General features: G+C 47.6%; 14 protein-coding genes. 13 read left to right on the top strand and 1 reads right to left on the bottom strand.

Annotated elements, in window-relative coordinates:
• Nucleotide 1 precedes the first annotated feature (1 nt).
• From MHH92_RS27655 to MHH92_RS27640, 4 genes are all read left to right on the top strand, one after another.
• Nucleotides 2-1,150, top strand: coding sequence for a glycosyltransferase (locus MHH92_RS27655; RefSeq protein WP_340907252.1), 1,149 nt, complete (start codon nt 2-4; stop codon nt 1,148-1,150).
• Complete coding sequence (locus tag MHH92_RS27650) at nt 1,147-2,628, top strand: phytoene desaturase family protein (RefSeq protein ID WP_340907251.1); 1,482 nt, start codon at nt 1,147-1,149, stop codon at nt 2,626-2,628. Before MHH92_RS27655 ends, MHH92_RS27650 begins: the two co-directional genes overlap by 4 nt.
• Before the next feature lie 334 nt (nt 2,629-2,962).
• The gene (gene fni, locus MHH92_RS27645; protein ID WP_340907250.1) at nt 2,963-4,030 is read left to right on the top strand and encodes a type 2 isopentenyl-diphosphate Delta-isomerase; all 1,068 of its coding nucleotides are present in this window, start codon (nt 2,963-2,965) and stop codon (nt 4,028-4,030) included.
• Nucleotides 4,031-4,722: 692 nt separating this feature from the next.
• A complete protein-coding gene (locus tag MHH92_RS27640) occupies nt 4,723-7,977 on the top strand; it encodes an S-layer homology domain-containing protein (protein WP_340907248.1) in 3,255 nt (1,084 codons plus the stop codon).
• Between the two features lie 128 nt (nt 7,978-8,105).
• Here the strand turns inward: MHH92_RS27640 and MHH92_RS27635 are convergent, their stop codons facing one another.
• Nucleotides 8,106-8,540: a hypothetical protein gene (locus tag MHH92_RS27635; RefSeq protein ID WP_340907247.1), complete on the bottom strand. Its 435-nt coding sequence runs from the start codon at nt 8,538-8,540 to the stop codon at nt 8,106-8,108.
• 214 nt (nt 8,541-8,754) lie between these two features.
• On the opposite strand from MHH92_RS27635, the gene MHH92_RS27630 reads away from it, so the two are divergent.
• From MHH92_RS27630 to MHH92_RS27590, 9 genes are all read left to right on the top strand, one after another.
• Nucleotides 8,755-9,225 carry a GNAT family N-acetyltransferase gene (locus MHH92_RS27630; protein WP_340907246.1) on the top strand — a complete coding sequence of 157 codons (471 nt, stop codon included), beginning with the start codon at nt 8,755-8,757 and terminating at the stop codon, nt 9,223-9,225.
• 192 nt (nt 9,226-9,417) lie between these two features.
• Nucleotides 9,418-10,518, top strand: a complete 1,101-nt coding sequence (gene ychF / locus MHH92_RS27625) for a redox-regulated ATPase YchF (protein WP_127549029.1) — start codon at nt 9,418-9,420, stop codon at nt 10,516-10,518.
• A gap of 638 nt (nt 10,519-11,156) precedes the next feature.
• The gene (prfA, locus tag MHH92_RS27620) at nt 11,157-12,224 is read left to right on the top strand and encodes a peptide chain release factor 1 (protein ID WP_017691918.1); all 1,068 of its coding nucleotides are present in this window, start codon (nt 11,157-11,159) and stop codon (nt 12,222-12,224) included.
• Between the two features lie 24 nt (nt 12,225-12,248).
• A complete protein-coding gene (gene prmC, locus MHH92_RS27615) occupies nt 12,249-13,133 on the top strand; it encodes a peptide chain release factor N(5)-glutamine methyltransferase (protein ID WP_340907799.1) in 885 nt (294 codons plus the stop codon).
• An 85-nt stretch (nt 13,134-13,218) separates the two neighbouring features.
• Nucleotides 13,219-14,439: an FtsW/RodA/SpoVE family cell cycle protein gene (locus tag MHH92_RS27610; RefSeq protein WP_076254008.1), complete on the top strand. Its 1,221-nt coding sequence runs from the start codon at nt 13,219-13,221 to the stop codon at nt 14,437-14,439.
• A gap of 266 nt (nt 14,440-14,705) precedes the next feature.
• Entirely contained in the window at nt 14,706-15,926 is a 1,221-nt protein-coding gene (locus tag MHH92_RS27605; protein WP_036667775.1) for an FtsW/RodA/SpoVE family cell cycle protein, read from the top strand.
• A gap of 930 nt (nt 15,927-16,856) precedes the next feature.
• Nucleotides 16,857-17,516, top strand: coding sequence for a stage II sporulation protein R (gene spoIIR, locus MHH92_RS27600; protein WP_340907243.1), 660 nt, complete (start codon nt 16,857-16,859; stop codon nt 17,514-17,516).
• A 220-nt stretch (nt 17,517-17,736) separates the two neighbouring features.
• The gene (locus MHH92_RS27595; protein ID WP_445744723.1) at nt 17,737-18,936 is read left to right on the top strand and encodes an L-threonylcarbamoyladenylate synthase; all 1,200 of its coding nucleotides are present in this window, start codon (nt 17,737-17,739) and stop codon (nt 18,934-18,936) included.
• A 175-nt stretch (nt 18,937-19,111) separates the two neighbouring features.
• A complete protein-coding gene (locus MHH92_RS27590; protein ID WP_340907242.1) occupies nt 19,112-19,672 on the top strand; it encodes a manganese efflux pump MntP in 561 nt (186 codons plus the stop codon).
• The last annotated feature ends 23 nt before the right edge of the window (nt 19,673-19,695 follow it).

Here is a 19,695-nt window from a genome sequence, read left to right as displayed (position 1 = left end):
CATGAATGCATCTGAAATCTTCTGGATTGTGCTTACCTGCATATTGGGCATACAGTTGCTGTTCGCTCTATGGAACGTCTCCTGTCTGCCCAAAGTGCGTTCATTCCGAGCAGACTCAATACAACCACCAGACCTGCTGGTCTCGGTGCTGATTCCAGCCAGAAATGAAAGACTACATATCGAAGGATGTCTGGAAAGTGTGCTCGCGAGCGATACGTCAGGATTCCGGATGGAAGTATTGGTGCTGGATGATCGCTCCGAAGATGAGACAGCGGCCATGGTACAAGCGATTGCGGATCGTGATACGCGTGTGCGTTTGCTGCATGGCGTTGATCTTCCCGAAGGCTGGATGGGGAAATCCCATGCGTGTCACAGGCTGGTTCAGGAGGCCAAGGGAGAATGGTATATGTTCGTGGATGCGGATGTGCGTCTGGAGCCAAGTGCCATTCGGCAGACTCTTGCGGCAGGGTGTGAGCAGAGCGGGGGGCTGGTAACCGGTTTTCCTTATCAGGTAACAAAGACGTGGATGGAAAAGCTTGTTGTACCGATGATGGTCTTCACCATCATCAGTCATCTGCCCATTTTCATGATACGCAGATCATCCAGTCCGATGTTTGTGGCCGCTACGGGGGCTTTTTTGCTGATTCATCGCTCCAGTTACGAGGCTTCCGGTGGTCATGCTGCCATTCAGGCGCATCTGGTGGATGACATGAGTCTCGCCAAAGCGGTTAAGCGTGCAGGTCATCCGGTGATGCTGACAGACGTGCATGACGTAACGAATACCCGCATGTATCAGAACGGTGCAGAAGTATGGAACGGATATAAGAAAAACATGTACGAAGGTATGGGGCGCAAAGACGTGCTGCTGCTTGGCACGATGTTAATGTATACACTGATGTATATTGTGCCCCCGCTAGGCTTGATTTTTGGACTCCTTATGGGCAGTTCGATGTCCATTCTGTATGGATTGTTAGGAACATTATTAGGTATGGCTGTGAAAAGAGTAGCGGATCATGCTGGCGGACAACCCTGGTGGCTTGCCCTTCTGCAACCGGTCAGCATGGCCTGTGTCATTGCCATCGGATTCGCTTCCTGGCAGGCAGGCCGCTCCGGCAAGGGGTATGTATGGAAAGGTAGGCGGTACAGTTGAGAGGTAACGTCATTATAATCGGTGCAGGATTTGGAGGTCTGTCGTGTGCAATACGACTGGCTTCACAAGGTGTGCAGGTGACCATTCTGGAACGGCAGCAACACGTAGGTGGCAAGCTACAGCATTTTGAGCGGGACGGGTATCATTTTGACCGGGGACCGAGCACAATCACGATGCCATCGACCTTTCGTTCAGTCTTCGACCATGCGGGTGTAGCAATGGAAGATTACGTACAGTTATATGAGCTAGAGCCGCGCACGCGTAATATATTTGCAGATGGCACAGTGGTAGATTTGTCAGGTAATCGCGGGTGGATGAAGGAGCAGATCGCTGCGTACAGTCCGGAGGATGCAGCTCGTTATGATGCGTTTATGGATGAGTCTGCTGCACTGTATGCGGAAGCCAATCGTCATTTTCTGGGTAAGTTGCTGCTGTCTCCTTCTGACAAATACAATCTCCAAATGCTGCGCAGCTTGCTCCGCGTGCGGCCAACGGTGAAGCTGGATAAGCTGCTACGCTCGTATTTCCAACATCCGCATACGCTCGCTATGTTCGGACGGTACGCGACCTATGTGGGATCATCGCCGTATCAATCGCCTTCCATCTTTGCCATGATGGGTCATGTGGAAGCAGAAGTGGGCATCTACGGGGTCAAAGGTGGAACCTATCAACTGATCGAAGGTATGACCCGGCTGGCTCGGGAAAAAGGTGTACAGATCATTACCGGCACAGAGGTCCGGCAGATTGTTGTTCGGAATGGAAAAGTGGCTGGCGTGGATACGGATCAAGGCTTCCGCGAAGCAGATCAAGTGGTTGCGAATGGAGATGTGCTTAGCGTAAATCGACTGCTGCTCGCACCGGAACACCGGAAAGAGATGAGCGATGCGCGCATACAGAAGTATGAGCCGTCCATTTCGGGATTTGTGACGCTGGCAGGTGTGCGAAGACAATATGATGCACTGCTGCACCATACGGTGTTCTTCCCGGAACGGTATGAACCGGAGTTCGACCATATTTTCCGTGACCGTAAAATGCCCGCCGATCCCACGATCTACATCTGTTATTCCGGTTATTCGGAAGCGGGCATGGCTCCGGCGGGAGCCAGTAATCTGTTCATTCTGGTCAATGCCCCCTACTTGTCGGATTCATGGAATTGGGAGCAGCAGACGGAACGTTATGGAGCGTTTGTACTGGAACAATTGGCGGCGCGGGGAATTACCGGGTTGAATGAATCCGATGTGCTGATCCGGTACACACCGCGAGATATCGAACGGGATACCTTGGCGCATCAAGGGTCGATCTACGGCATCTCGTCCAATTCGGTGAAGCAGACCTTTATGCGACCGGGCAACCGAAGCAAAGATGTACAAGGTCTCTGGTACGTAGGCGGAACGACACATCCAGGCGGCGGAACCCCGATAGTGACATTGTCCGGACAGCTTGTTGGTGAGCAATTGGCATCGGAAATCTTGAGATAAGTTTGTTGTGCAGATGATGGAGTGAAAATGTGTTTTGTTGATCCATGTGCGTGTGTATCGTCTCTGCTAATTAACTTTGAAGCTGCTACGGATGATCCGTGCTGTTGAGTAGGTATGAGATAGTGGTGCTCCGGGATTTAAGTGAGACATTTGGTGTCGGGGCATCCTTTCAATAGCCGGTTTGGAACGTTATACTGGATAGAGTTAAACTGCTGAGCTGTAATGCTTATAGGATTAATGTTTTTGTCTTTTGCAAAAGACGTATATACATAAAAGCTAGGAACAGGCAGGTTATCCTGTCGATCCGCACGATTCTCACATAGGAGGTCTCATCATGAATGAACAAGAGCGAGCCGGCGAACGGCTGCTTCCCGAAGTGGCTACGGGAGAACGGAAGCTAGAGCACGTGCGCCTCTGTCTTGAGGAGAATGTGGCAGGAGAAGGGGTAACCAGCGGTATGGAGCGGTATGCGTTTCGCCATCATCCACTGCCGGAACTGGATTTTGAAGAGGTGCATCTGGAGACTTCGTTTATTGGTAAAAAAGTACGTACACCCTTGCTCATCAGTTCGATGACGGGTGGAAGCAAAACAACGGGCGCCATCAATGAGCGCCTCGCTCGAGTAGCAAACGCCAGAGGCTGGGCGCTCGGCGTAGGTTCAATCCGTGCTGCCGTGGAACAGCCGGAACTAGCGAGTACCTTCGATGTGCGGCGCTGGGCACCGGACATCCCGGTCATTGCCAACCTGGGCGCGGTGCAGCTGAACTATGGCTTCACCACGGCTGATTTCCAGCGTGCCGTAGATATTGCGGGTGCGGACATGCTTGTGCTTCATCTGAACACGTTGCAGGAGGTTTTTCAGCCAGAAGGTAATACCAACTTCAGTGGATTATTTCAGCGGATTGAGAACTTGTGTCGCGAGCTAGAAGTACCTGTTGGCGTGAAAGAAGTAGGTTTTGGCATCGATGGTGTGACGGCTCAACGCCTATATGAAGCGGGTGTCGCGTTTATCGATGTAGCCGGCGCTGGAGGTACAAGCTGGGTACAGGTGGAGAAGTACCGCAACAATAACCCGGTACGCCGGGCAGCTGCTGAAGCTTTTGCCGACTGGGGTATTCCCACAGCGGAGTGTATTCAGGAAGTACGAGCGCTGAACCCAGAGGGCGCTCTGATTGGTAGTGGTGGACTGCACACTGGCGTGGATGCGGCCAAAGCCCTAGCGCTCGGGGCGGACCTGGCTGGTTTTGGCCGATCGCTGCTCGAATCCGCAGTAGCGTCCGATGATGCGCTGAATGAGCGTTTGGAACAGGTCGAATTCGAGTTGCGTACCGTGATGTTTGGCATTGGGGCTGGGCGGATTGAAGATTTGAAGCAGACGTCACGTCTGGTGGAACGGCGTTAGATAAAACGAGAGATGACGTCTTTCTGAACAGCTTTGACTTGTGAGAGTATACGCTGGGTCTGATGGAGCAACTTCCGCTAACGAACCTGTAACACCTTATATGGCCATTTAGGCGTTAGTTGGGAATTTAACGAATCTCACACACGCTAATGAGATAGAAAACTGCGATTTGCAGCGGATGACGCCAAAGAAAGAGTAAATAACGAGTCTATAGTTCGTTAGATTTTCAAAACGCAGGAAAAATGCTGAATAGTGTCTCTTGGGTTCGTTAGACTGTGAGGAAAACGTGGAAATGTTCATTGAATGGACTTGGCACTTCAACTTTGGACTGCGACAAGTCAATTGATTAATATTGGTGTATTACTTTTAGCATGTCGATAATCAACGGCATGCTTTTTTGTAATGTATAACAAGATGAAGATTTAATTCAAAGTAAAATTTATTATTGTTTGTTAATACATTACACATTATGATTGATGAGTCTTAAGGAATGGTTTTTAATAATTTTATAGGCACGAAGACTCACTTACAATTAAGGAAAGGATGGATTGACTCACGACTAGAAGTTAAAATTTTGAAATTATAAGTATATATTTAAGTTTTACATATCCAAAGTAATAAAGCAGGTTTGTTAAGATCATACATATGAGATATGAGGCATTAAACACAATTTCCTTAGAGGTGATACTTACATGAAGTTCAAGAACTTATTAATTTTCATGCTAGTTATTAATTTATTGTTGGTTAATATACTGATTTCAGGAGTAGGGACAGAAGTAGCTCATGCGAATGACGAGCCTCGTACAGATAAAATAACTACGGAGTCTTCCAAGTCGAATGATAACTCTGTCGACTTGTCTGAGAGAAATACTTCTATATTGTCTACATCGTCTGAAACGATAAGTGATACCAATACTAAGTCATATTTGCCGAAACCTAACGTAACGGTAACCACATCGGAGGACTCCATAACGTTAAATTGGGATGAAATCCCTGGAGCGGTAGAATATGCAGTCACGGTTAATCGAGATGGCAGAGGTGTGGGGCAACTGAGAACATACACAATAACAAGAGCGATACCTGAATATACATATAGGATCACGGTTCTTGCTTTTGACGGGGAGAAGTATGGAGAACAAGAATTACTCTTTATTAGATTAAAGGAGCCAGCACCAATTTATGACGATGCCGGAAGAATCGATTTTACGGGGAAACGGTCAGGTAAATTAGATAATGTAAAAGATGGTTTCACTTATGTAAACTGGGGACTTGTGAACGCCAATACAATCAGTTTGTTCTACAAACTAGAGGGAATTGCTCAGGCGGAAGTGTACGTCAATGATGTTAAAAGTACAAAATTGACAAGCCAAGTGAGTTCAAGTGCTCATATTAGTGGTCTGAAACCAGGAGAGAAAAATGTAATCCGATTAGCTTGGACGAGTATTGTAGATCCGTCTCAGATTAGTTCATTAGAGTTTATTATCACAACTCCAGCTCCAGATGCTTATACATTAGGAGATATGAAGGCGGAATTTGGATCAATCGTTGATCTCAAGCAATTCGGTAAATGGTACCTTGTTGATGATCAAACATTAATCTCCCAAGATACAGTATCAAAATATATCGATATACAGGGTGAGGCTGCAACGTGGAGAGTGGATACGTACTCTAAGTTCATAGATAGTGTTGGCTATGGTTTAAGTAGAATAAATGGTGATAAACAGTCCCCTTTTTATACGAAATGGTGGACAGTGAATGCATTTGATAATGGTGAGTATAGTTATGGTTATTCATCTCCTGTGGGGCTAGTTACCAAGGAAGATTTGGAAAAATATACAGGAATTGTTCTGAGTGGCCCAAAGGAACCTAATCGGATGATCCCTAGCCTTGCTTTGGGTAATCCCAGTACATATGAAAGTGCACTTGGGAAATCCGAGAATAAGGGATTTGTTTTTACAGAGAATGCGTCCGATTCAAATACATTTCCAAATAACCACATGAACCCTGTCGATGCAGGCACGGTACAAAACTTCAAATATAAAGCCTTCTTAAAAAATAATGTGGAATTTAAAGGACAGGGGACTCCTGAAGATCCTTACGTTATTCCGACCCTAGCTGACGGGGAGCCGGTGATCACAAAACTCGACAAACCTAGATATTACTACTCGGGTCCTGGCGGTAACAATGGTATTCAGTTGAAGTGGTACGCTGTGGAAGGTGCTGAACAATATATACTCAAGCGTGGTTCCATAATCCTTTATGAGGGTCCGCTTGTAGAATATATAGACGAAGGTGTGAATTTTAATGCTGTCACTACGTATACATTAGTAGCTCGCAAAGGCGAAATTTACAGTGAGGAAACGAAGTACACCATCGGAAATGTACCTCATATTCCATATCCACCAGATTTCCGAGCAGAAGCACTGAATTCCACCAAAGTTAGACTTACGTGGAGCAAGGTAGACCATGCAGTAGAGTATGTGATCACCCGTAATGATCAGCCTTTGGCGGTAACCAAGTCAACTTTATACGAGGATGTAAATGTAACACCTGACACCACATACATCTATAAAGTGGTTGGCAGGGACGGAGACAACGAAGGTTCAGCTGCAGTTAAAAGTGTGAAAATTCCTAAAGTGACTGAGGACGAGGCACCGAAAGGCCAAATTAACATCAGAGTCAATCGAGTGTACGATAATAGAGTGGACCTACAATGGAATCTGGTGGAGGGCGCAACCCAGTATGAGATCTACCAGGATCAAGTGAGTAAAGTATGGTCAGGTCATTCAAATACGATGATCGCATACACGCTCCAACCAGGAAGAACATATACCTATCGGGTTGTAGCGAGTAACAAATACGGAAAGGTTGAATCTAGTACAATCGAAGTGCAGACGGCGGGCATACCCCAACCGATGAATGTGGCTCCAATGAATGCCTCAAACGCAACGATTGCCTTTGAATATCAACCTATTGAAGGAGCAGTTCATTACGTTGAACGTAATCCACAAACGAAGTACGAACCTCTAGGAAACGGTGTTTACCGTAAGACGTATTTGAATACTGCCACTGGAGAAACACGTGATGAGGGTATGGTGACTGCTGTGAACGGTAAGTTGCAGTTTAGTGAAGTGGGCGTCGAACGAAATAAATATTATGAGTATAATGTCATCGCTGTTCGTGTCAGACCTGATGGATCAGAAGAGGTCATTGGCAAACAGACGGTTGCTGTAACAACTCCAGCAGATGGAAGTGGTGCAACGGTATATGGATATAATTATCCTATTCCTCCTTACCATAATGTTAATAATACCCCTATCCCTAGTGTGGTTACGGGGGAAAACGACAGCATTACAATTGATACTCAAGTTGTGGGTTCGAATGGAGAAGTGAAAAATCCTGCAAGTGTTACTTTTAGAGATATAGAAAAGAGTTATGCGAAGGAAGCTATTATCTACTTGGCACAGAAGGGAATTGTCAAAGGCTATTCCGATGGTTCGTTTGGTGGACATCAAAAAGTGACGAGAGCCGAATTTGCAATCTTCTTACAACGAGCCCTTGGATATAATTCTGTGGTTCCTTATATTAATGAATTCAACGATGTTCAATCTAACTCTTGGTACTATTCGGAGATAACTCCTGCATTACAACAAGGTATACTTAAAGGATTCAATGATGGTTCGCTTAGACCGAATGTGGACGTTACGAGAGAAGAAGCATCAAGTATGATTGAGAACGTAATGAAAAAACAAGGTTATGTATTATCATCATTCACACTTTACGATGACAACCAAATGATTTCCAATTGGGCTAGAAATAGTATCAGTCTTGTAACTCAAGAATCTGTTATGAAAGGATACCCCGATCGGAAGTTTATGCCTAAAAAGCAGCTAACCCGACAGGAGGCTGCAATGATAATCTATAACCTATTGCATAGCAAGAAGTAAAAGGCCCGAAAAGTTCTTTTTACTAACTAATAACGGTGATAAACGATGTTGAAATAAAATAGGACCCTAACATGCAATCTTCCTAAAGGGAGATTGCATGTTTATTTGATGATTGACTGATCTACCTTTTACATACATTCATCTTTCATGGTGATATTCCCATTGGTTACAGTAACGTAGGAATTGCCTGACAAGTATTCCGTATAACCGCAAACCATTTTGTTATAGGTTTTGCCGCGGCTGTCCGTAAACGCCAAGGAGATGGCGCCCTCGCCGGAAAGTTTCAGCCGTGGGGCGAATTTCACGTTTGTTCCGCTGGGAATATCCTTATCAAATACGTAGGTGGAGCCACTCTCGTTGTTGTTAGATGAGTTGTCGCCTTGGACTAGGCTAGCCTGAATATTGGTGAGATCATAGTCGGACTGGTTGTGGATCGTGATCCTTAAATGGCGAAAGGGATCGACTGCATTCAGCAAGCTCTTAAAGGCGATGATGCCTATGACGAGTACGATGGCGGACAAGATAATAATTTTCTTTTTTGAGAATCGGCGACGTGTGTTCAATGTGATCCACTCCTTTCCTTCATGAGGTATAAACGATGGGAAGAGATCAAAAGTTATAATTAAAAGGATAAATATGAAAATTGAAATCCAAATCGTCAGAATAACTTCATGCGCTAAGCGGAAGAACAGGATACAATAAGATACTAGTAGTGCAAAAAGGGCTGCAAAGAGATCATACATAATCAAGATCACTCGAAATAAGGAGGGGAAAAAGTTGAAACTTTCTCCAATGAATCAGGAAGATTATGCGAGTTTTTGCATTCGATCGATTAAGGATTTTGCACAGGAAAAAGTAGAAGCGGGCACTTGGGCTGAGGAAGAGGCACAGCAACTGGCGGAGGAATCTTATGAACGTTATCTGCCAGAAGGCTTGAACACACCCGGAGCGTATCTTTACAATCTGGTGCATCCTGTGGACGGCAATGTAGGGTATATCTGGTTTAATATCACGGATAATCGTCGCGGGAAAGATGCTTTTTTGCTGGATATTATGGTTGAAGAAGCGCACCGTGGTAAGGGATACGGAACAGAGACGATGCAGGCGCTTGAACGGACGGCCTTGAGTCTTGGCGTGGATCGCATTGGTTTGCATGTGTTTGGACATAATGTGCGGGCGAGCAGCCTGTATCGCAAGATGGGATATGAGGTAACGGACCTGACGATGTACAAGGAAATCAAAGGGTAAACCTAATAGCGGATAATCTAGGCCAAACTTAAGATCTGCGCAAAACGAATTATCCGCAGTAACCGGGGATTTCGGGAAGCGTATGGGACTCTAGTCGAATTGGCGAAGTTCCTTGATGCCTTGAGGTTTGTCATATATAATGTATAGGATTATCCATACCGAACAAGTAATCAATGAGGAGTTGTCATATACATGGCTTTGAAAGCAGGAATTGTAGGGCTTCCGAACGTCGGAAAATCTACGTTGTTTAACGCAATTACACAAGCAGGTGCCGAATCGGCAAACTATCCGTTCTGTACAATTGACCCTAACGTGGGGATCGTTGAAGTACCAGATGAGCGTTTGGACAAACTGACAGAACTCGTTGTACCTAAGAAAACAGTACCAACGGCGTTTGAGTTTGTAGATATCGCTGGTCTTGTTCGCGGTGCGAGCAAAGGCGAAGGTCTGGGTAACAAGTTCCTTGCCCACATCCGTGAAGTAGATGCGATTGTACACGTGGTACGTTGCTTTGTAGATGAGAACATTACACACGTCGATGGCAAAATTGACCCGGTAAGCGACATCCAGACAATCAATCTGGAGCTGATCCTGGCCGATATCGAGAGTGTTGAGAAGAAAATCGATCGCTCCAAGAAAAACATGAAGGGCGGCAACAAGACTGCCTCTCAAGAAGTAGAAATATTGGAGAGAGTGAAGGCTGTTCTGTACGATGACAAGCCGGCACGCAGCATGGAACTTACGGATGATGAGCTTCTGATCGTGCGCGATCTGCACTTGCTTACCCTGAAGCCTGTTCTGTACGCAGCCAATGTAGCTGAGGACGAAATCGGCGACGTGGCGAACAATGCTTACGTGCAAAAAGTAAGAGAATTCGCAGCTGCTGAAAACGCAGAAGTGGTGCCAATCAGTGCGAAGGTTGAAGAAGAGATCTCTGAGCTGGAAGGCGAAGATAAACAAATGTTCCTGGAGGAACTCGGTATCGAGGATTCCGGTCTGAACTTGTTGATCAAAGCGGCTTACAAATTGCTCGGTCTGTACACATACTTCACAGCAGGTGTACAGGAAGTTCGTGCTTGGACAATCCGCAAAGGTACCAAAGCGCCTGGCGCAGCGGGTGTCATTCACACCGACTTCGAACGTGGATTCATCCGTGCAGAAGTGGTTTCCTACGACGATCTGGTTGCAGCGGGTTCCATGAACGGTGCCAAAGAGCGCGGACAACTTCGTCTTGAGGGTAAAGAGTACGTTGTAAATGACGGCGACGTTATGCACTTCCGTTTCAACGTATAGGTTGTTACACCTTTATATGTAGATTTAATAACATGACCCTGCGACCTTCTCGTGAAGTTCGTGGGGTCTTTGACTTAGAGTTTTGCAGATGAGGAACAAGAAAAACCACCGGGATTAGGTTGGTTGCCTTGCAATCCGGTGGTTTTTCATTCGTTTGATTGAAATTCGCCGTGGTCGCCCACCCGCCTTTGTTAGAGAAGTCACGATGTTAGCGCATCGTGGCTTTTGTTTATTTTACATTTCGGAACAACATCGAACAATAATTTCATTTTGTATTTTGCAGAACTGAAAATTAGTTCATCCGCATGCGGAACAGTTACTATTCAGAACCATAAGAATATGCTATAATTAAGAGTCGTATACCACGTTAAAATTCGCGCTTGAACAGATGAGCTTAAGCGAGTTTCATACAGGGTACGCGATTTCTTGATTTCACTTTAAAAGTAAAGGATTTGATGACGTTGTAGCGATGTTATACGTCGATCATACAGGAATGTGAATACATGCTGCGGTCAGGGGATTCGGTGAGAATCCTGTGCGTTGTGGAATATAGATTATAGATGTTATGAATAATGAAACCGAAATAATTATTAAAAACGATATTTGCATGGACAAAATAATGTGTGAGGTGACTATACATGTTGGATAAATTACAGGCGTTAGCCGACCGTTATGACAAGTTGAGCGAGCTTTTGTGTGACCCGGATGTGGCAAGTGACAACAAAAAGTTGCGGGAATACTCCAAAGAACAATCCGATCTGCAACCGACTTATGAAGCGTACAATGAATACAAACAGGTAAGTCAGGATCTCGAAGCTGCGAAGGAAATGCAGGGTGAGAAACTGGATGATGAGATGCGCGAAATGGTCAAAATGGAAATTGACGAACTGAGCACTCGCCAGAAGGAACTGGACGAATTGATTCGTGTGCTTATGTTGCCAAAAGATCCGAATGACGACAAAAACGTTATTGTTGAGATTCGCGGAGCAGCTGGTGGAGATGAGGCAGCGTTGTTTGCAGCAGATCTGTATCGGATGTACACACGTTATGCAGATGCACAAGGCTGGCGTGTAGAGCTGATGGACGTTAACACAAATGATCTCGGTGGGTTCAAAGAGGTTGTTTTCCTGATCAACGGACGCGGCGCTTATAGCAAAATGAAATACGAAAGCGGCGCACACCGTGTGCAGCGTATTCCAACAACTGAGTCAGGCGGACGTATTCATACGTCAACTTCAACGGTTGCGGTTATGCCTGAAGCCGAAGATTTTGATATTGAAATTCATGACAAAGACATCCGTGTTGATACGTTCTGTTCCAGTGGTGCAGGTGGACAATCGGTTAATACGACGAAATCCGCAGTACGGGTAACGCACGTTCCAACGGGAATCGTGGCGACATGTCAGGATGGAAAATCACAGAACTCCAACAAGGAAAAAGCGTTGCAAGTTCTGCGTACACGTATCTTTGATATGAAACGTATGGAAGAGGAAGCAAAGATCTCTGTTGAGCGGAAGAGCAAAGTGGGAACGGGCGACCGCAGTGAGCGTATTCGTACGTACAACTTCCCGCAAAGCCGTGTGACGGATCACCGTATCGGCCTGACGATGCACAAACTGGATCAGATCATGAACGGGGAGATTGAAGATATCTTGTCTGCACTGACGATTGCTCAGCAGACCGAGTTGATGGATAGAGGAGAATAATCTGTGACCCGCGCGCAGTTTGTCATGACGCCGGAACAGAGCTGTCGGGAAGCCTTCGTGGAGGCTTCCTCTTTTTTGGAGAAGTGCGGCGTGTACGAGCCGCAAAACAATGCCCGGCTGCTGTTGGAACATGTACTCGGCGTTTATGGCGCCGCGTATTACATGATGCAGCCGGAGCCTTTTCCCAGCGAGCATCGCAGCCGCTGGGAGGACGCCGTCACGCGCAAGGCTGCGGGTGAGCCGGCGCAATACATTATCGGCAGCCAGGAATTCTATGGGCTGCCGTTCGAGGTCACGCCGGCCGTGCTGATTCCGCGGCCGGAGACCGAGCTGTTGGTCGAGGCTGTGCTGCGCGAAGCCGACCGCGTGTTTCCCGACGGCGCTCCGCTCGCCGTCGATATCGGCACGGGCAGTGGCGCCATCGCGGTGACGATGGCTTCACTGCGCCCGCGCTGGCAGGTTGGCGCCGGGGATCTCTCGGAGGCTGCCCTGCAAGTGGCCGCGCGGAACGCGGCCGCGAACGGGGTACAGATCGACTTCCGTGAAGGCGATCTGCTGGCCCCGTTCGCCGGGGCACGGGTGGACATCCTGGTGTCCAACCCGCCATACATCCCGGCGGCGGATATCGCCGGGTTACAGCAAGAGGTGCGCGATCATGAGCCGCGCATGGCATTGGACGGCGGTCCGGACGGGCTTGCACCGTACCGTATCATGCTGGAGCAGTTGGCGCTGTTGCCTGCGCCGCCGCAGATCATTGGTTTTGAGCTGGGCCAAGGGCAGGCTCGCGACATTGCAGCTTTGCTTGAAACGGCGGGACATTGGCCGGAAATTATCATTGTACCGGACCTTGCCGGAATCGAGCGGCATGTCCTGGGTGTTCGTACTTCGGAACAGGTGACGAAAATGTAAGGTTCTGCGGGTTTTCTTTTTGCCGTGAAATCCTCTACAATGAGATATACCGAAGATTTCTGAATGCTTGGGGGAACATAATTACATGCTGCACAAATTTAAAAAGATAGACTATTCTATTGTCTTTATACTCGTTATTCTGATGGGTATCAGTATTTTATCGATTTACAGTACAACGTTTGGTCGTCCAAAGCTGGAGGGACTCCCGAAAAGCGCAGTGATCTTTTATATTTTGGGCTTCGTAGTCTTTTTTGGGATGTCGATGATCAACTATAAATTCATAATCAAAAATTATTTATATATCTATGGCGTGGGGATGCTCCTGCTCATATTCGTTATGTTCTTTGGTAAGGAGTATTATGGTGCAAAAGGTTGGCTGTCCATCTTCGGGGTCAGTTTGCAGCCTGCTGAATTGTTCAAGTTATGCCTGATTGTGTTTTTATCGGCCTTTTTGGCCCGAAAGAAGAACCGTCCGCTCTATTTTGGACGTGACGTTATTCCGATTTCGCTCTGTGTTCTGCCGCCGTTACTACTCGTATTGCTTCAAAATGACTTGGGAAATGCATTAAGCTATGTAGTCATTCTTGTGGGCCTACTGTGGATTGGTAACATTAAATTTACGCATGCCCTCATTGGCTTTATGATCGCAGTGGCTGCTTTTATCGGTGGTACACAGGCGTATATTCATTACCATGATGAGATTGTTAAATTTCTGAATGACATTGGACGTTCGCACTGGGCGGATCGTTTTGACCCTTGGCTTGTACCAGAGCTGACCTCAAGAGATGTACTCTGGCAGACGTATAATGCAAAGCTTGCGATTGGTTCTGGTGGGATTACAGGCAAAGGTTATATGGAAGGCACAACGATTCAGTCGAATCGGGTGCCGCTGGCCTATGCTGACTCCATCTTTGTGCAGATTGGGGAAGAATTTGGTTTCATCGGTGCCTCGGTACTGCTTCTCCTGTACTTTATCCTGATTCACAGGCTGGTGCTGATTGCACTGGAGTGTAAGGATCGCGCGGGGCCTTATCTCATTGTTGGGATCATAGCGATGCTGCTTTACCAGATCTTTGTTAATATTGGTCCATTCATTGGTTTGATGCCGTTGACAGGAATTACGCTGCCGTTTATCAGTTCGGGTGGTACCTCCATTATGATCAACATGATCAGCATGGGTCTTGTGATGAGTATTAAGGTCCACACGGAAGAGAATGAGGATATTCTTGGCTCTGCAGAACAACCGAGTATTACGGATCTGGTGAGGAAATTGCTAAGACGCAAGCCATCCCAGCAGGAGCAATAACGTTTCTGAGTCAAACCGTGAAATAGCACGTCAGATTTATATAAGCTAGATAACTATAGAACCCTGGAACAGACCAACCCAAGTTACATTGGGTGGATGTTTTGGGGTTTTTATTGTTTTTACGGCGTAAATCAGGCCGTTGAATAGTTCGTTTTTTAACCTGAAACGACCCTGATTTCCATTTTATTATCCAATTATATACAATGGTAATATTGAGTTCAATTGGAAATCATAGAATGCTAGATTTCAGGGGGATGGACAGAGTCATGTTGAGAATGTTGAAAAAGATGGACGGTGTTATTCTTTTTGTAATGCTGTTGCTCATGATTATTAGTGTATTTGCGATTTATAGCGGAACGCAGACAGATGCCAACCTGGCGAATCATCATGTCAAAACGATGTATTTCTATGTGGCCGGGTTCATTGCGGTGCTTGTGATCGGGCTTGTGAATTACAAGTTATACGTGAAATATGCGTTTTATTTGTATGGCTTGGGGATCATACTACTGATCCTGGCGAATGTCCTGGGAAGTTCAATCAATAACGCCAACGGATGGCTGAAGCTGGGCGAGAACTTTTCTTTTCAACCGGCAGAGCTGTTCAAGATGATTCTGATTCTGTTTCTCGCCCATTTGATCGTGAAGAGACAACGAGGCACGCTGAAATTTTGGAGAGATATTGTGCCGATTGGCTGTTGGGCGTTTATTCCGTTTGCCCTTGTTATGGCTCAGAATGATTTGGGGAATGCGCTGGGGTATGTGGTGATTTTGGCTGCGGTATTCTGGATCGGAAATATGAGGCTGAAGCACGCATTGATTGCACTGGCGATTGTGGGAGTGGCGTTCTTTGGTTTTGTCAAAGCCTATACCTTCTACCATGGTGAAGTATTCACTTTTCTTGAAAAGATAAAACGTGAGCATTGGGCGGAGCGGATTGATCCCTGGCTTGTACCAGAAAAGGCTACCTCAAAGGCTTCCTGGCATACGAAAAATGCAGGTTTAGCCATCGGTTCAGGGGGCATCATCGGCAAAGGTTATTTGCAAGGAACATCCGTTCAGAGTGGACGAGTCCCCTATACGTATTCTGATTCCATTTTTGTTGTGATCGCAGAGGAGTTTGGCTTTGTTGGTGCATCCGTACTGATTCTGTTGTACTTTATCCTGATCCACCGCATGGTGCTGATTGCTCTGGCATGTAGAGATCGCGCGGGACCCGTCATCATTGTAGGTATTATCGGAATGTTGTTGTATCAGGTGTTTGAGAACGTGGGGGCGTTCCTCGGACTGATGCCACTCACAGGTATTACGTTACCGTTCATCAGTTACGGCGGTACCTCTTTGCTTATTAATATGGCTTGCATCGGTGTAGTCATGAGCATTAAGTTGTACGGGCAAGAAGAAGAGGATGAACTTCTGATGGGGGAGCAGCAACCTCGGTTGTCGGAACGTTTATGGAATATGCTCAAGAAAGAGAAAAGTGCTGTGTAACTGTTGAGTCGGTATAGGTGAAAAGTAAAGCGGTGGGACGTATAACGTGATCGTTCGTAGGAATAAAGAGGTTGATTTGCCCTGTAACCAGGTGCGGATCAGCCTTTTTAACATGATGGGTGAGAAAGTGTGAATGAGAGATGAAAGAAGCAATGCATAGGTGTCTTCGAGCCAACTGTAGGCTGAGGCGCACCTGAAAGAGTTGGGAATAGAGTGTTGAGCATTGTGTGGAGCTTCAAGTGCTAGCTGTTAGGGGTTAGGAGTTAAGAGTTAGGTGGTGTTAGGAGCTAACGAACCACACACGTCTTATTCGGGGATTTGAAGTGTCCGGAGAAAGCTAATGAATCTGAGACACGTTATATCAACATAAACAGCCTTTTGTAGTGTGTTGATTAGATGATTTTGGGAAATAACGTGCCTCATGTTCCTTACAATTTCAAAAGAAGACCTGAAGGGCAAATAAGACGTCCTCGGTTCCTTAGAGCATCGACTGGTCATTCGCGAGAGTTATTCGCCTAGGGTCGCCAGTACACTCTTCAAGGCTTCTTGGACGCTGACATTTTGTCTTCGTATAACTTGCCTGGGTTTAAACACACATTCTAGTAGTACGTGTTCAAAAAGTTGGGTTTTCAGTACCGAGAAGATGGGATGAGGCTAGAAATGGAGTAGTGGAGCGTAGGATAAACTACGTGAGCAATCAAAATGGTTCTTTGGTAAACATACTCCGTAAGGCACCCGCTTATTTCGGCTGAATTTCATATTCGACGTTGATGATGCAGCTGGGCATTCTTCGTAATCAAAGCGGACTTTTTGAACAACTTCTAGTAGATTTATTGCAAATGCTAGGTTTACTTCCGTCTCTACCGGGCATACTGATAGACATGAGAGAGTTGCAGGCAACGTGATCAGAGAGCCGAGGGGGAGAACGGAATGAGCAGACGAATTGTAAAGCAAATTGGACTTATTATTGTATGTCTTATGATGATTATCATGATGTGGGAAGGTCAGAAAACGGATGCAGCTGTGGCGGCCACAGCGATTCCGGAACAATCGATTCGCTTGCGTATTCTAGCAAACTCGGATGCACCGGGAGATCAATTGGTGAAACGCGAGATTCGGGATGCTGTCGTTGCTCAGATGGGCGAGTGGGTAGCCGAACTGGAGAATCCGCAAAGTCTGGATGAAGCGCGCAAGGTGATTCGTGAGCATTTGTCCGAGATTGAGAATAGAGTAGGAGAAGAGTTGGCCAGTCGCGGTTTAAATTATGAGTATCAGGTGAAGTTGGGTTCCGTTCCGTTCCCGACCAAACTATATGGTGGCACTGTGTATCCTGCCGGAGATTATGAAGCGGTTCGGATTACGCTGGGCGAAGGAAAAGGTCAGAACTGGTGGTGTGTGTTGTTCCCGCCGTTGTGTTTCATTGATGCAGGGACCGGGGATGCACTGGCGAAACCTTCAACGGTATCAGCCGCAGCGGCTGAACCAGGAGATGCAGAAGCATCTGTGCAGGGAGACACACCGGAAGCGAGATTCTTTCTGTGGGATATGGCTGTGAAACTGTGGAGTTGGGTAACTGGATTGTTCGCATAACAACGTATTTATAAAATAGTAGAGGGCGACTTCGATTCAGGAAGCTGCCCTTTTGATATGAATTAGTAGTGAGATTCCGAGCGAAGTATGAAGGGCATCCGAGTTGGGACAGGTATGTTATAATTATTTATATTGAATATGGATATGAACTAACCTACTTGAAGTTTAGGAATGATGATATATGAGCAGAGAAAACGAACCAGTGCAACACACCTCTGAGATGAGGGATGGTAGAAAAGAACGTGATATGAAAGCTCCGGGAGAGCTGGTCACTGAGATGTGGGATGTACGCGTCTTGGTGAGCGCTGAGAATGATCACGGAATGGGTAATATTGAAATGTTGGATGTGAAAAAGGGGAGCGCCGATCAACAGGCGCTCGCCGACTTGCAGGCTGCCGCAGCCTGCATTCGTCAAGGTCAGACGGTGGCCTTTCCGACCGAGACGGTCTATGGCTTGGGTGCTGATGCGCGTAGCACAGCAGCCGTGGAGGCTGTATTTGTCGCTAAAGGCCGACCTTCCGACAATCCACTGATTGTGCATATCGCGCACCGTGACCAGTTGGATGCGCTGGTCACGGAAGTGAATGAAACGGCGGAAGCGCTGATGGCGGCCTTCTGGCCGGGACCACTGACGCTGGTGCTGCCGGTTAGGTCGGGGGCGGTGTCCCCGCGTGTCACCGCCGGACTGGACACGGTGGCCGTGCGCATGCCGGACCATCCGGTGGCCTTGCAGTTGATCGCGGCGGCGGCATGCCCTGTGGCTGCGCCAAGCGCCAACCGCTCCGGGCGGCCAAGCCCGACACTCGCGTCTCATGTACGCGAGGATCTGGATGGCCGCATCGGCGGCATTGTGGACGGCGGCCCCACCGGGGTGGGCGTCGAGTCCACGGTTGTGCAGGTCGGTGACGACGGTACCGTCACCATCCTGCGCCCTGGCGGCATTACGGCGGAACAACTGTCCGCCGTTGCCGCCCGTGTCGCCACGGACCCCGCGTTGCTCGCGGAGGGGGCCGATGGCGTGGGTAGCCCGGCGCCACGCTCGCCGGGCATGAAGTACACGCACTACGCACCCGCAGGGGCGCTGTGCGTGGTGGAGGGGCCGCCCGCAGCGGTGGCGGCCTGGATCAGCGCCGCCCTCGCAGAGGCGGCGCAGCGCGGAGAGCGCACCGCTGTGCTGGCGTTCGCCGAGCACGCGGAGCAGTACCGCGCCGATGCCGTGTTCTCGCTGGGAGACGCCAGCGAGCTGGAAGAAGCAGCGCGCCGGCTATACGCCGCGTTGCGCAGCTGCGATGAGCAAGGCGCCACATATATTGTGGCTGAAGCCTGCTCACGCGAAGGGCTGGGAGCAGCCGTCATGAATCGGCTGCTCAAGGCTGCGGGGAACCAACTCATACAAGTTGGCAACCAGCAACCCTCTTAATCTCTCCTGATCATACAGTCAGGAGAGTAATCACTCTTTTTCCAAAACAAAATCAAGATTCTATAAAGCCAGCATCTGACCAGAGATCCGTCGCCGTTTGCCTTTCATCGGTCATGTTTAGGTCCTTGTCCGCATATCGTGTACAAGAACCTTTACGTGACTTGGGGGTATGGGGATGTGGGATGTGTCTGTCCATGTAGGGCAGTTGGTAACCATTTTGATCATGGCTATTGCGCTTGGCCTCGATGCGTTCTCACTCGGGATCGGAATTGGCATGAAGGGCATTCGGCTGCGGGATGTATTGCGAATCAGTATTGTAACGGCGCTATTTCATATCATCATGCCGCTCATCGGCATGTATATGGGCAAATACGTCAGCTCCCTGCTCGGTGACATTACGACGTATGCGGCAGGTGGATTGCTTGTTTTGCTGGGTGTTCATATGATTCTGAATGCATTCCGTGAAGGCGATACAAAGCTGGTGGACCACCGTTCCCTGCTCGGCGTTGTTTTGTTCTCCCTCAGCGTAAGTGTGGATTCATTCTCCGTTGGCGTTTCCTTAGGGATGTTTAGCAGTGATCTGATCTTAACTGTACTTGCTTTCGGTGTGTGTGGCGGGGTGATGTCGGTTATGGGTCTGCTATTAGGCCGTCGGGTGAGCCAGAATCTCGGGGATTACGGCGAAGCCATTGGTGGCGCAATCTTGCTTGCGTTTGGACTTTTGTTTATATTTTAGAATAAAACTTGAAATATCATATC

The organism is Paenibacillus sp. FSL M7-1414, from assembly GCF_038003195.1.
In the GTDB taxonomy this organism is placed as follows: domain Bacteria; phylum Bacillota; class Bacilli; order Paenibacillales; family Paenibacillaceae; genus Paenibacillus; species Paenibacillus amylolyticus.
Note: the sequence above shows the minus strand (reverse complement) of the source record. Positions and strands in the feature narration are given on the sequence as shown.

Bases quoted from the DNA above. Each gene is read 5' to 3' on its own strand.
- MHH92_RS27655 (WP_340907252.1), top strand. From the start codon at position 2: ATGAATGCATCTGAAATCTTCTGGATTGTGCTTACCTGCATATTGGGC.
- fni (WP_340907250.1), top strand. From the start codon at position 2,963: ATGAATGAACAAGAGCGAGCCGGCGAACGGCTGCTTCCCGAAGTGGCT.
- MHH92_RS27640 (WP_340907248.1), top strand. From the start codon at position 4,723: ATGAAGTTCAAGAACTTATTAATTTTCATGCTAGTTATTAATTTATTG.
- ychF (WP_127549029.1), top strand. From the start codon at position 9,418: ATGGCTTTGAAAGCAGGAATTGTAGGGCTTCCGAACGTCGGAAAATCT.
- prfA (WP_017691918.1), top strand. From the start codon at position 11,157: ATGTTGGATAAATTACAGGCGTTAGCCGACCGTTATGACAAGTTGAGC.
- prmC (WP_340907799.1), top strand. From the start codon at position 12,249: ATGACGCCGGAACAGAGCTGTCGGGAAGCCTTCGTGGAGGCTTCCTCT.
- MHH92_RS27610 (WP_076254008.1), top strand. From the start codon at position 13,219: ATGCTGCACAAATTTAAAAAGATAGACTATTCTATTGTCTTTATACTC.
- MHH92_RS27605 (WP_036667775.1), top strand. From the start codon at position 14,706: ATGTTGAGAATGTTGAAAAAGATGGACGGTGTTATTCTTTTTGTAATG.
- spoIIR (WP_340907243.1), top strand. From the start codon at position 16,857: ATGAGCAGACGAATTGTAAAGCAAATTGGACTTATTATTGTATGTCTT.
- MHH92_RS27595 (WP_445744723.1), top strand. From the start codon at position 17,737: ATGAGGGATGGTAGAAAAGAACGTGATATGAAAGCTCCGGGAGAGCTG.
- MHH92_RS27590 (WP_340907242.1), top strand. From the start codon at position 19,112: ATGTGGGATGTGTCTGTCCATGTAGGGCAGTTGGTAACCATTTTGATC.